At 35.4% G+C, this 14,712-nt stretch carries 8 protein-coding genes; 6 read left to right on the top strand and 2 right to left on the bottom strand.

What is annotated here, in order from left to right; genetic code table 11:
- Positions 1-2,008 precede the first annotated feature (2,008 nt).
- A complete protein-coding gene (locus IP023_RS04845; protein ID WP_241789124.1) occupies positions 2,009-2,506 on the top strand; it encodes a DinB family protein in 498 nt (165 codons plus the stop codon).
- Between the two features lie 46 nt (positions 2,507-2,552).
- Here IP023_RS04845 and IP023_RS04840 read toward each other — a convergent pair whose 3' ends face one another.
- The gene (locus IP023_RS04840; RefSeq protein WP_241789123.1) at positions 2,553-3,221 is read right to left on the bottom strand and encodes a TlpA family protein disulfide reductase; all 669 of its coding nucleotides are present in this window, start codon (positions 3,219-3,221) and stop codon (positions 2,553-2,555) included.
- A gap of 64 nt (positions 3,222-3,285) precedes the next feature.
- On the opposite strand from IP023_RS04840, the gene IP023_RS04835 reads away from it, so the two are divergent.
- Complete coding sequence (locus tag IP023_RS04835) at positions 3,286-4,449, top strand: methionine aminotransferase (protein ID WP_241789122.1); 1,164 nt, start codon at positions 3,286-3,288, stop codon at positions 4,447-4,449.
- A gap of 121 nt (positions 4,450-4,570) precedes the next feature.
- Entirely contained in the window at positions 4,571-6,493 is a 1,923-nt protein-coding gene (gene nagB / locus IP023_RS04830) for a glucosamine-6-phosphate deaminase (RefSeq protein WP_241789121.1), read from the top strand.
- Positions 6,494-6,940: 447 nt separating this feature from the next.
- Here the strand turns inward: nagB and IP023_RS04825 are convergent, their stop codons facing one another.
- Positions 6,941-7,897, bottom strand: coding sequence for a helix-turn-helix domain-containing protein (locus tag IP023_RS04825; RefSeq protein ID WP_241789120.1), 957 nt, complete (start codon positions 7,895-7,897; stop codon positions 6,941-6,943).
- Positions 7,898-7,988: 91 nt separating this feature from the next.
- Between IP023_RS04825 and IP023_RS04820 the strand changes: the two genes are divergently transcribed.
- The 3 genes from IP023_RS04820 to IP023_RS04810 all read left to right on the top strand — a co-directional run bounded on the left by IP023_RS04820 (position 7,989) and on the right by IP023_RS04810 (position 14,703).
- Positions 7,989-10,421 carry a TonB-dependent receptor gene (locus tag IP023_RS04820; protein ID WP_241789119.1) on the top strand — a complete coding sequence of 811 codons (2,433 nt, stop codon included), beginning with the start codon at positions 7,989-7,991 and terminating at the stop codon, positions 10,419-10,421.
- Between the two features lie 18 nt (positions 10,422-10,439).
- The gene (locus IP023_RS04815) at positions 10,440-11,846 is read left to right on the top strand and encodes a hypothetical protein (RefSeq protein ID WP_241789118.1); all 1,407 of its coding nucleotides are present in this window, start codon (positions 10,440-10,442) and stop codon (positions 11,844-11,846) included.
- A gap of 427 nt (positions 11,847-12,273) precedes the next feature.
- Positions 12,274-14,703, top strand: a complete 2,430-nt coding sequence (locus IP023_RS04810; protein ID WP_241789117.1) for a TonB-dependent receptor — start codon at positions 12,274-12,276, stop codon at positions 14,701-14,703.
- Positions 14,704-14,712 lie beyond the last annotated feature (9 nt).

Raw genomic sequence — 14,712 nt, 5'->3', positions numbered from 1 at the left:
TTCCGAACAGAGAAGTTAAGCCCGCCCGAGCCGATGGTATTGCCGTAACAGGTGGGAGAGTAGGTCGGTGCCTTTTTTTAAACAGAAGCCTTAGAGAAATCTAAGGCTTTTTGCGTTTATAGACTTTGTTCAACATGACAGTCTATATTTATGTTGTCATCCTGACGACAGGAAGGATCTAAACATAGGTTTCATGCTGTGTAGATGTTTCACTTTGTTCAACATGACAGTCTAAACACAAAAAAACCTTATTTGTCATCCTGATCGCAGGAAGGATCTAAACAAAGGTTTCATGCTGTTTAGATGTTTCACTACGTTCAACATGACATCTATACTTATGTTGTCATCCAGACGATAGGAAGAATCTCAAAAGATGTTGATGTTTAGCTTGTTCACTACGTTCAAAATGAGATTCTAAATACAAAAAAAACTTACTTGTCATCCTGATCGCATGAAGGATCTAAACATAGGTTTCATGCTGTATAGCTTTTTTACTGCGTTCAACATGGCATCTATACTTATGTTGTCATCCTGGTCGCAGGAAGGATCTAAACAAAGGTTTCATGCTGTTTAGATGTTTCACTACGTTCAACATGACATCTATACTTATGTTGTCATCCAGACGATAGGAAGAATCTCAAAAGATGTTGATGTTTAGCTTGTTCACTACGTTCAAAATGAGATTCTAAATACAAAAAAAACTTACTTGTCATCCTGATCGCATGAAGGATCTAAACATAGGTTTCATGCTGTATAGCTTTTTTACTGCGTTCAACATGGCATCTATACTTATGTTGTCATCCTGATCGCAGGAAGGATCTAAACTTAGGTTTCATGCTTTTTAGATGTTTCACTACGTTCAACATGACAACATAGGTTTCATGCTATTTAGCTGTTTCACTACGTTCAACATGACAGATAAAGTACACAAAAACTTACTTGTCATCCTGATCGCAGGAAGGATCTAAACATAGGTTTCATGCTATTTAGCTGTTTCACTACGTTCAACATGACAGTCTATACAAATAACCTTACTTGTCATCCTGATCGCAGGAAGAATCTCAAAAGATGTTGTTTTCAGCTGTTTCACTACATTCAACATGATATCTATGCTTATGTTGTCATCCTAATCGCAGGAAGGATCTAAACATAGGTTTCATGCTGTTTAGCTGTTTCACTACGTTCAACATGACAGTCTCTAGAAATATCCTCACTTGTCATCCTGATCGCAGGAAGGATCTAAACATAGGTTTCATGCTGTATAGATGTTTCACTACGATCAACATGACATCTATACTTATATTGTCATCCTAACATTAGGAAGGATCTAATCATAGGTTTCATGCTTTTTAGATGTTTCACTATGTTCATCATGACATGGTAGAGTTACATTGTTATCCTGACGACAGGAAGGATCTCAAAAGATGTTGTTGTTTAGCTGTTTCTGGAGTTGCTACCTTTGTTCAGATATGGCACGAGTATTTGAAGAATCTTTTAAGGTCATGGCAGTTGAGTTATCCTGAGTAAAGGGATCTGTATCTGCATCATCATTAGAATCGGGAATAGATCCAGATAGCAATAACTTACCTCTACACTTTTTACCCAGCTGACACAGCAACTTACTTATTCTTAATACACCCAATACGAACTTCTACTTTTAACCACCCCACCTAATTGAACATCAACAACTTTATTTGCTTCTACCTTTTAGCACTTAAAGATCTTATTTATTTGTGACCAGGTAGTATTGTAACGCTCCTTACTCCTTAACTACACCTAACTTTCCTTAACCCTTCCTAACTTCTGTAACATCTCTAATCCTCTAATTCCTCCTAACCGTATCTCTCACCATTAACCCTAACCATTAACCCTAACCATTTCTACTATAACGATGCTTTCACTACTAGGTGATAAATTTATTGTTATGGTATTGTAGGTTCTATTATTTACATTTTGTATTATTTGTTTAGGCTATAGTTTGTATATTGTGATAAATAAAAGGTGAACTATGAGTATTAATGAGGGATTTTTAATAGAGATCGAAAGAGAGACAGCAAATACTAGGCGTTTAATATCTAGGATTGAAGACAAAGATTTGGATTGGACACCACACGAAAAATCAATGACTGTTGGTCGTTTGGTAGGGCATATTGTAGAATTGCATAATTGGGTCAATAAAGCATTAAGAAGTATGCATTTTGATTTAGCGACCGACTATTTACCTTTTCATCCATTTTCTATTGCTGAGGCATTAGAGGCCTTGGATGGTAATTATGAACTGAACACTGAATTTGTAGATTCTATGACTGATGAAGATTGGCAAAAGGAATGGACTATTCAATTTGGGGATTATGTGATAGGTAATATGCCTAAGATAGCAGCATTACGATTTGTTATATATAATCACTTGATTCACCATAGAGGTCAGTTATCTGTTTATTTAAGGTTATTAGATATTCCTGTTCCAGGTTTATATGGTCCTTCAGCGGATGATAGACAAGGATAGAAGTAATAGAGCCGAGCAATTTAAACGTTACTCGGCTCTCTTCTTGTTATTTTAATATCTCTCTTAATTTTGTTTTAAGCGCCTCTCCGTGTAGGTTTCTAGCAACGATTATGCCGTTAGGATCTACTAATACATTCTGTGGTATGGCTTTGATTCCATAAACTCCTGCTGCGCCATTATTCCAATGTTGTAAATCGGATATGTGTTTCCATGTTAAGTTATCATCTTTAATGGCTTTTTTCCAATTCTCTAGATCCTTGTCAAATGATACGCCCAATATTTCGAAGTTTTTGTCTTTAAATTCGCTATATGCGGCAACCAAGTTTGGGTTTTCTTTACGGCATGGAGGACACCAAGACGCCCAAAAATCTACTAGTACATATTTACCTTTAAGGTCTTGTAGTGAATAGGGATTTCCCTCCACATCAAACTGTGTAATACCTGGTGCAACCTTACCAACAGATGATTTTTCTAAATTTTTTAGGTAATGTTCAAATATTTTTCCTTCTGTTGATTTTTTAACTTTTTTGTCTAATTTTTTGAATAAAACAGACATCTCTTTATAATCGGGGTCATATCCTCCGACACGTTGTATCAGGCGAATTGTTTCTTTCTCATTTAATTTACTATTTATCGTAGTTATGAGTTCTTCTTTTGTTTGAGAGAAGCCTAATATTGGTAAGGCAAACAATAGGATTAATAAGTATTTTTTCATTTTCTTCTATATTTTATTCAAATTTAAAATAATCTATTACTTTAGTATACTTAATTGATAAAAAATGACAAAACCATTTCATGATATGCCTTTTAAATCTAAGTTGCCTAATACACCTGCAAGTATTTTTTCGCGAATGTCTGCTTTAGCCCAGGAGCATCAAGCTATAAACCTTTCACAAGGTTTTCCGGATTTTGATACTGACCCTAAGCTTATTGAAGCTGTAACAAAATACATGAACGAAGGTTTTAATCAATATGCACCAATGCCCGGCCATATCAGTTTGCGTGAACAAATTTCCTTTAAGTATGATAAATTCTATGGCATTAATGTAAATCCCGCTGATGAGATTACTATTACCGCTGGGGGAACTCAGGGATTATTTACTGTGATAAGTGCTGTGGTAGAAAAGGGGGATGAAGTTATCATTTTTGAACCGGCCTATGACTCCTATAAACCTGCTATAGAGCTAATGGGGGCTGTTGTCGTTCCTGTAAGATTGATGGCGCCAGATTTTAAAATAGATTGGGAATATGTGCGTTCTTTAGTAAATAGTAAAACTAAGCTTATCATCATCAATAATCCCAATAATCCTACTGGACGTGTATTTTCTGTCGATGATATCCAGCAGTTGGAGTATATTGTTAGTGCTCATAATATTGTCGTATTGAGTGATGAGGTGTATGAACATATGGTATATGATGTGCATAAACATATTTCTGTTTTATCGTCTGAAATATTGAGGTCACGATCATTTGTTGTTTGTTCTTTTGGAAAATTACTTCATACTACAGGTTGGAAATTGGGCTATGTAATTGCACCAGCTTTTTTTACTATAGAATTCCGTAAAGTGCACCAGTTTAATGTGTTTTCGGTAAATGCACCAATGCAATTAGCTATTGCATCCTATTTGGATGATATAGATTATTACTATTCTCTGCCTAAATTTTTTCAAGAAAAGAAAGATTTCCTCCTACATGCACTGAAAGATTCACGCTTTAATGTTTTACCCACGCAAGGGACATATTTTATGTTATTAGATTATTCTAATATTTCAGAAGAGCAGGAATTGGATTTTGCGGAGCGTCTCACTATTGAACATAAACTAGCTATGATCCCTGTTTCGGCATTTTATACTCATGGTGATAATCAACAACTTCTACGAATATGTTTTGCTAAAAAGTTACAAACATTAACGGCAGCGGTTGATATTCTTAAGTTTATCTAATTACGCAAAGGGTTGTTTTATAATATCTTCAATAGTGAACGCTATTTTTTTGTTTTTTATTTAGAACAACCTTTATTTATTACTAAATTTGCTATTCACGATTATTTTATTTACCTCATAAATGGCAAGATTAAATTTATTAGAGGAAACACGTTTTGAGAAAGTACCTGTAAAAGTATATGCTGATCAAAATGTTGCTTCTATTCAAGTTGCAAATCGTATTGCTTCTATTATCAAAGAAAAACAAGCAAAGGGAGAGAATGCAGTTTTGGGCTTAGCTACTGGTGCGACGCCTATTAAAGTGTATAAAGAATTAGTACGTCTACACAAAGAAGAAGGATTAAGTTTTAAAAACGTAATCACTTTTAATTTGGATGAGTACTACCCTATGCAGCCAACAGCGGATCAAAGTTATGTTACTTTTATGAAAAAGAACTTATTTGATCATATCGATATTCCTCAACAAAATATTAATATTCCTGATGGAACATTAGCTTTGGATAAAGTTCAGGCTTTTTGTGAAGGTTATGAACAAAAGATTTCTGATTTAGGAGGTTTAGATATCCAGATTCTAGGGATTGGTCGTACTGGACATATTGGTTTCAATGAGCCAGGATCAGCGCCAAATTCGGGTACTCGTTTAGTTACTTTAGATGATTTGACACGCCGTGATGCAGCTAAAGATTTTGGGGGTAAAAATAATGTACCTACCAAAGCGATCACCATGGGTGTAGGAACGATCTTCAAAGCGCAAGAAATTATCTTGATGGCATGGGGAGAGAATAAAGCGAGTATCATTAAAAAAGCGGTAGAAGGGGAGATTTCTTCTGATATTCCTGCTACATACTTACAATTGTCTAATCAAGTAGAATTTGTGTTGGACGAGGGTGCTGCATCTTTATTGACTCGTTTTGATTTACCTTGGTTGGCAGAGGATGTGGAATGGACACCAGTATTGACCAAGAAAGCCGTTGTATGGTTGTCATTGAAATTGAATAAAGCAATTTTAAAGTTAACAGACGAAGATTATAACAATAATGGTATGGCTAAGCTAGTGACAGAACAAGGTCCTGCTTATGCTATCAATATCAAAATATTTAACGAATTACAGCATACAATTACTGGTTGGCCAGGCGGTAAGCCAGGGGTAGATGATTCACAACGTCCGGAGCGTGCTGAACCAGCTCGTAAGAATGTTATATTATTCTCTCCACATCCTGATGATGATGTTATCTCAATGGGTGGTACGTTTATTCGTTTAGCAGATCAAGGTCATAATGTACACGTAGCTTACCAGACTTCGGGTAATAATGCGGTATGGGATGATGATGCACGTCGTTTCTTGGAGTTTGCTCAAGATATAACAAAAGAATTAGGTGTTGATGAGTCTAAGATTACATCATTATATGATGAATCTAATGCTTACTTTAAAGTGAAAAAACCTAATCAGATGGATCCTGAGATCATCCGTAAGGTTAAAGCATATATTCGTAAAGGTGAAGCTATTGCGGGTGCGCGTTTAGTAGGTTTACCGGATTCAAATATTCACTTCCAAGATTTACCTTTCTACGATAGAGCTAGAATAGATAAGAATGTTTCTTATGAAGATGATATTCAACAAACAATGGAATTGATTCGTCAAGTGAAACCTCATCAGATTTTTGCGGCAGGTGATTTCTATGATCCAAATGGTACGCATAAGGTTTGTTTCGATATCATTTTAGAAGCTTTATTGCGTTTACGCGCTACAGAAGAGTGGGCCAAAGATTGTTGGTTGTGGTTATATCGTGGCGCTTGGTATGAATACCCTATTCATGAAATTGAAATGGCTGTTCCATTAGCACCACAAGAGGTTAAACGTAAGCGTCTTGCTATCTTTAAACACCAATCGCAAAAAGATTTACCGGTTTGGCCAGGTGATGATCCTCGTGAATTCTGGGTACGTGCTGAAGATCGTACGAGTGATACGGCTTCAGTATACCACAAATTAGGTCTTGCTGAGTATGAAGCGATTGAGGCTTTTGTAAAATGGAAATTTGACTAAACGTCATAATTTATTGATATAAAGGACTTTTGAGAAATCAAAAGTCCTTTTTTTTGTTAGAAATTTCTGCTTGCGTCTTTTTATGTGGCATGTTTATTTTTTTGATGCAATAGCGATTCTATTTTTGGTTAGCATGTAGAATTAGGATAAATAAATACATGAAGGGAAAGATTTTTTACGTTTTGCTTCCTACCATCACTTTAGATCGCTTGATTCCAGTAGATCCTTTTGCAACATTAAATTTCTCTTAGGGTTATTTTATTAGAAAATTAGGCCTATTGGCCACGATGTGTAATATTACGGATGCATTTAGTTATTATGTACATGAAAATTATAGTGTGAACCACATTCCGCCACGCAATTTTATAACTACATTGGGTTATAAGTTCTAAGGAATATGGATGTTTAATACTACACAAGGCTCAATTAGTCGAGACCTGTGTTGTGTTATACTATATTTATCAAATTTTCAACCTCTGCCAGTATTTGCTGTGTTCCTACGGAAGCTAATAAAAAGGTATAACGTAATGAATTAGGAATAAATCCAAAATACTTCTTGAAGGCTGTCGTGAAATGTGTAGAATGCTTGTAGCCTGTTAATCGGGCAACATCCGAAACACGATATTCGCCAGACATGATTAAGCCTTTAGCATAATTCATCTTTTGATCTGTAATGTAATTCATTACTGTTTTTCCAAAATGCTGTTTAAAGTATTTTTTTAGGTATTGCTCATTCGTACCTACTAATTTTGACAATTCGGCTATTGTATAGTTTTTGGCTAGGTCTTTATGAATAAATTCTTTAGCCAGGATTATTTTATCGTAGTGACTTTTGTTTACTATTATTTCTTGTTTATCATTCTCTACAAATAAGCTCTCAATCTGATGTACTATAGCATCTATGAGTAAGGATTGGATGCGTAGTTGATACAACGAATCTGCGTTCTTATGAAGTGTTATTATTTGCTTGCAAATCAATATGATACGGCTGTCGCTCTTTGTTAATAAGCCATTTTTGAAGCGCTGGCTTAGCCCAACAAATTTCTCCTTAAAATCTTCTACTACATGATTAGGTATGTAAATGGCGATCCCTATATTTTGGTCATTTATATTTTTCCATTTCAATTTATCTCCTCGTGTCACCGCATGGATAATATTTTCACCCCTACGAATAATATATGAATATTCATTGAGAACATAGGAATTGATACAGCTATCTATAGTTTCGGGATACAGAATATTCAAAAAACCATCAAATGGACTATCTATGATAGTGGTTTTTACTTGATCTAATATAGTGTATTGGATCGAAAAATTAATGGCTGTTAGCTTATCTGGATATATATCCTCAAGTGTTGTAGCACAATTTTCTGAATATGAAGGTTTATTTTCCGAATGCGTCATCTTGTTATTTAGAATAATTCTACATTTGTGCCACTACTTTAATTTAGACTTGTTCTAAAGAAAGATAAAGATATTATATTATTTTTAGATAATGAAAAAATTCTACCTAACAGTTTATTTACTTTGTTGCACATTGTTATTGTTTGCACAACAAACTTTTTCTATAAAAGGGAAGGTGCATGATGAAAATGGTACAGCCATATCACATGTAACTATAAAAATAGAAGGGACACCTTATACTGTTATAACGGATGAAGATGGTCGTTATAACTTTAGTGCCGTGCCCAAAGGAAAATATACACTATCTGTATCGTCGGTAGAAATTAAACCCAAGAAGCTCGCGATTGATATCAATAAAAACTATCCTGATTTACATATTCATATTGATCCAAAAGGTGATTTGGCATTAGATGAAGTACGTGTAGAGCGTAAAACTGTAAAGAAAGAATTAGAAACATCAGGATTTGCTGTGGCAGTTATAGAAACTAAAGAAGCGTCACTAAGAAACCTAACCACTAATGAATTATTAGACCGTGCTGTTGGTGTACGTGTTCGTCAAAATGGTGGTATTGGTTCTCAAATAGAATATAATCTCAATGGGATGTCGGGTAGCTCTATCGGTATATTCTTGGATGGTACGCCAATAGCTACATTTGGCTCTTCTTTCAATCTGAATAATATTCCGCCAGCTATGATCGAGCGAATAGAGGTCTACAAAGGGGTGTTGCCCTCACATTTGACAGGCGATTATGTCGGTGGTGCAATCAATGTTATTATGAAGAAAGATGCTTCCGCGAATAATTTGACTGCAGCAGTTTCATATGGGTCATTCAATACTTTTCAGACTGATTTAGGCGCTTTTTATAGAGATCAAAAGTCTGGTTTTACATCGCGAATTTCTGGTTTTTATACGTATACGGATAATAGTTACGAGATGTGGGGCAAGTTTGCGATGATTACAGATGAGTATCTTAAATTAAAAAGATATCAACGATTTAAAAGGTTCAATAATACCTATAAATCTGTCGGTGGGCGTTTCGAATTTGGTTTTACAGATGTGAAATGGGCAGATCAATTTTTCTTAGGGTATAATGTATCAGATACCTACCAAGAGATTCCGCATGGCACAACTATGGCACAGCCTTATGTTGGGAGGTTTCAAGAGTTTAATGCCAATGTTTTTACATTAAGTTATAGCAAGCGAAATCTTTTTCTAGACGGTTTGTCCTTGAATGTAAATGCTGTTTATTCGGATAGAAGTACGTACTTACAAGATACTTCTCGCGCTATGTATAATTGGGACGGTAGCCCTCTTGTATATATATTGAACAACAAACCTACCCCATTAATAAAGCCTGTAGGTCAGGGGCAACAAGGTGTGGCAACGATTACCAATGTCGATAGAAAGATTATCAGTGCACGTACGAATATATCTTATACGGTAGCAAATGGTCATCGTGTATCTTTAAACCACAACTTGAATCATACTAAAAGAGTAGATGAAGATCTGTTAAATAGCAATAATTTGTCTAATGCCAATAATCAACGTAATACGACAACCAATATTTTTGGGTTTAATTATGAAGCACAAACTTTCAATAATAAGTTGAAGACAAATTTGTTGGCTAAGTATTCGATCAATCAAAATCATTACAATAATGGTGGTGTTACCAATACGCTTACCAACGCTAATCCTGGCTATGGATTGACTGCTTCGTACAATATCATTCCTAAATTGTTTGTCATAGGATCGACCGAAAATACTTATATATCACCACGTGATGAACAGATATATGGAAGTCCTGAAACCAATATACTAGAAAATTTAGCGCTTTTGCCTGAAAAGAATGTCAATTATAATATAGGATTTAGGTATGCACCATTACAGATCAAGGATCACAAAATAGCCATATATGCAAGCGCTTTCTGGCGCAATGGTTATGATAAAATTGCTCCCCAAGCTGTAGATTCTGTAATCCCTGGGCGTGAGAGCGATGCAAATCTTGAAACAACAAAGTTTATCAATATTGGAAAAACCCAGTCTCGAGGATTTGAGGCAGAGATTACTTATGTATATAAAAACAAACTTAATGCCTTAATCAACTTTTCAAAGTTTAATACCTTGTTCAAACAAGAGCTTGACGAAAATGGTAAAAGACATTATCTATATAATTTGCAACTGCCTAATGAACCGTTCTTTATAATAAATGGATCTGTCCAGTACCGTTTTGATAATTTTATCCAAAAGAAATCTATTTTCAATGTGTACTATAATACGGGATATGTTGCACCATTTAGTACCGTTTGGGTCGATTCGGACAAGTGGTTCGAAACTCCTACTCAGTTTTACCATGACTTGGGGGGTAGTTATCGTACACCGAAAGGTAATATTGTAGTGAGCTTAGATTTAAAGAATTTTTTGAATGCCGAGATGTATGACAATTTTGGAGTACAAAAACCTGGAAGAGGAGTTTATGTAAAACTCAATTATATGTTGAATAATATTAAAAGAAAAAATAAGTGAATTTAAAATAATCTAGCAATGAAAAAACAATTATTAAAATCAGTTTTATGGAGTTCTTTAGTTGTCTTGGGAACAATGACAGCTTGCGAGAAAAATGATACGCCGAATAATGGACCTGAAGAAACAAATAATGGTGCAGATAATGAAAGTAGAAAATATATTACCTTAACGGCGGCATATCCTGATGATGCAACACCTCCAGTAGCAGGTAATGGTGGAACAATGGCCTATGCTTTAACGGAAGATGAAGCCAAAGATCCGACCAAAACTATTGATATCTATAATCAAGGGTATGCTCTGCGCTCTGCACGTACTGCACGGGTACAAGCTTCTGTAAATGGTAACTATGTGTACAATATTCAATATACAGGTACTGAGGGTGGTATTTTTAACAAGTATAAAGTAGACGGTGGCAATAAATTCGGCGATACGGGGCAACAATTAAATACAGCTTCTATTTTGGGCACTTCTCCACGCTGGGTGAAAGCTGCTGAAGGGATAGGCGTAGGGGTAAATATTTCTGGTGCTTCAGCACCAATAGATCCTGTCAAAGCAGAAGCAGGTACACAGACATATGAGTATGAAAGAGGAAAAGCTACGGTTGCTATTATAGATCTTGACGATCCTAAAGTGATCAATTCAACAAATTTTGAATTCCCTTTTTCGGATGAGGAGAAAAAAGCAGGCTATTCTGTTGGTCGTTTAGATGTGCCTGTTCTTAATGCTGCTAAAAATAAATTGTATATCGGCTGTAATATTGCTAAAGTGGATCCTACTAAAGGACCTAAAAAAACTGTTAATTCTGAAACTAATGCCGTTACATGGGCTTGGAATAATGATGCAGCAAATATCAAAGGTACGGTGACTTTAGTATTGGATTATCCTTCATTGGCTAATCCTACAGTTATCTGGTCTTCACAAAGTAAATATGGTAATAATAGTTACCGCACGATGACTCAGTATGTGGGTACTGATGGTCATGTGTATCAATCCACAGGTGCTAACACGACTAGTTACCCACATATTCTGCGTATCAATAAAAATACGAATAGCTATGATAATGACTATATATTTGATCTAGGCAAAGCATTGGGTATTACTACTGGTCGCGTTGGGATAAAAGCATGGACGTATATCAAAGACGGCAAAGCAGTAGCTATATATGACATTGATGGTAAAGGTGGTTATATTGCCCTGCTAGATTTAACAGCAAAAACGGCGACAAAAGTTGCTAATCAATATGAATCGTCATTGAGCTTGAGCCAATACCAAAATATTGTGGTAGCGGGAGATTATGCTTATATACCATTGACACCAAGTGGTTTGGACGGTACACTTTATTTAGTAAATTGGAAAAATGGTACGGTTACAGCGGGGGCGAAATTGAAAAACCAATCTGGTAGCTTCTATATCGGTTCTTATTAATTGTAATAAAATAGATTTCACATAATTATACGCTGCCCCCAAAAAGTTATACGCTTTCTGGGGGCTTTTTTATGCACTGATCTTTCCAAGGTAAATTATCTAACCTAATTGGTGTCATTATTTTTTCCTTAAATATCTTTCCGTTACCCAAATCCTTCCTATCGTACTATATATTATCTTTTTATTAATATTTAAATAGGTATTCCTATTCATTATTCCAATTTCGACGAAGTGGTTCATTCCTTAAAACAACAAATTGTATGTAGGGATATAGTTTTATTTAACCATAGGTAATGGGATTATTTCCGATTCGGTAGCTTTAATTCCCTTATGCGTAATCTTCTTATTTAGAATAATTCTACATTTGGTAAAATAGCTTAACTCAAAATTAATCTTGTATGATTGATTTATCGTTTAATCACATGTAATGAAAAAAAATATCTTAGTAATTTGTTTCTTGTTTATGACTGTTTTTTGTTTTGCTCAAACTTCTTTTTCCATTAAAGGGAGAGTGCATAACAAAGATGGAGAACCAATCTCAGAGGCTACAATAAAAATCGAAGGAACAAATTATACAGCCATCACCGGGGTAGATGGTAACTATAGTTTTAATTCAATTCCCAAAGGTAAATATAGGCTTTTGATATCTTCTTTGGAGATTCAATCTAAAGCGTTAGCTCTGGATGTAAATACTGATTATCCACATTTGAATATTCTTATCAAACCTCAAGGTGATTTGGAATTGGATGAGGTGCATGTAGTACGTAAAACCACTAAAAAACAAATAGAAACATCGGGTTTTGCTGTCGCAGTTATAGAAACGAAAGAAGCCGCTCTACGAAATGTTACGGTGAATGAATTATTAGACCGTGCAGTAGGTGTTCGTGTTCGGCAAAATGGAGGCGTAGGCGCAGCAATAGAGTATAATCTAAATGGTATGTCTGGCAGTACGGTAGGTATATTTTTGGATGGTATACCCATATCAACGTTTGGTACTTCTTTCAACTTGAATACTATTCCCCCTTCTATGATCGAGCGTATTGAGGTTTATAAAGGGGTATTACCTGCTCATCTTACGGGCGATTATGTAGGTGGAGCCATCAATGTTATCATGAAGAAAAATGCTGTCTCTGATCTGGTGACTGCTTCTATTTCTTATGGTTCATTTAATACTTTTCAAGGGGATTTAGGCATCTTTTATAACGATAAAAAATCTGGGTTTACAGCTCGAGTTTCGGGATTTACAACCTACTCGGACAATACTTATGAGATGTGGGGTAAATTTGCGGTCCTTACAGATGAATTTCTGAAGCTCAATAGATATCAGCGTTTCAAAAGGTTTAATAACACCTATAAATCTATCGGTGGCCGTTTTGAATTTGGGTTTACGGATGTAACATGGGCAGATCAATTTTTCTTGGGCTATACTGTCTCTGACAACTACCAAGATATTCCTCATGGCACCACTATGGCACAGCCCTATGTAGGGAGGTTTCAAAAATTTAACGCTAATATATTTAGTTTGAATTATGTGAAAAGCAACTTGTTATTGGACGGTTTATCTTTACATGTAAACGCTGTTTACTCCAATAGAAGTGCTTATTTGCAGGACACTGCACGCGCCATGTACAACTGGGATGGTAAGCCATTAATGTTCATTTTTCAAGGTGAACCACGCGCCAGGATTAAGCCTTTAGGACAGGGACAGCAAGGGCCTGCTACTATTCTGAATGTCGATAGAACAATTATAAATACACGGACAAATCTATCTTATATAGTCACCAATGGACATAAATTGTCTCTAAATCATAATTTAAATCGTACAAAAAGGGTTGATCAGGATTTACTAAATCATGATAACCTGTCTAACGCTAATATCGAGCGCAATACAATGACCAATATTATTGGCTTTAATTATGAAGCGCAAACTTTTGCTAATAAATTGATGACAAATGTATTAGCGAAGTATACCATCAATCAGAGTATGTATACGAATGGTGGTATTAGAAATACGATTACAAATTCTAAGCCTGGTTATGGTTTGACGGCTTCCTATAATGTCATTCCAAAATTATTCCTTATCGGCTCTACCGAGAATTCATATATCTCACCTCAAGATGAGCAAATATATGGAAATCCAGTAACCAATATTTTGGAGAATTTAGACCTCTTGCCTGAGCGAAATATTAATTATAACCTAGGCTTTAGATACGCCCCTATAGTGATCAAAGAACACAAAATCGCATTATATGCGAGTGCCTTTTGGCGTAATGGATATGATAAAATAGCTCCTCAAGCGGTAGATTCTGTAATTGTAGGACGTGAGAATGACGCTAATATAGAAACAACAAAGTTTATCAATATAGGTAGAACACAATCTAGAGGGATTGAAGCTGAGGTAACATATAGTTACAAGAATAGGCTGAATGTATTGCTTAATTTTTCGCGATTTAGTACCCTTTTCAAACAAGAGGTAGACGAAAATGGGAATCGCCACTATTTGTATAATCGCCAATTGCCTAATGAACCATTTTTTACGGTAAACGGTTCGGCGCATTATCGTCTCGATAATATCTTGCAAAAGAAGTCCGTCTTTAATATTTATTACAATATGGGTTATGTGGCACCATTTAGCACAGTATGGGTCGATTCAGACAAATGGTTTGAAACACCTACACAGTTTTTTCATGACTTAGGTGGCAGTTACCGTACACCTAAAGGGAATATAGTTGTTAGCTTGGATTTAAAGAATTTTTTGAATGCGGAGATGTACGACAATTTTGCAGTACAAAAACCTGGAAGAGGAATCTACCTCAAGTTAAACTATATGTTGGATAACATAAAAAAGAAACATTAATTAAATAAA

This window comes from Sphingobacterium rhinopitheci (assembly GCF_022627575.1).
Taxonomy (GTDB): domain Bacteria; phylum Bacteroidota; class Bacteroidia; order Sphingobacteriales; family Sphingobacteriaceae; genus Sphingobacterium; species Sphingobacterium rhinopitheci.
This window is presented reverse-complemented; position numbering and strand designations above follow the sequence as displayed.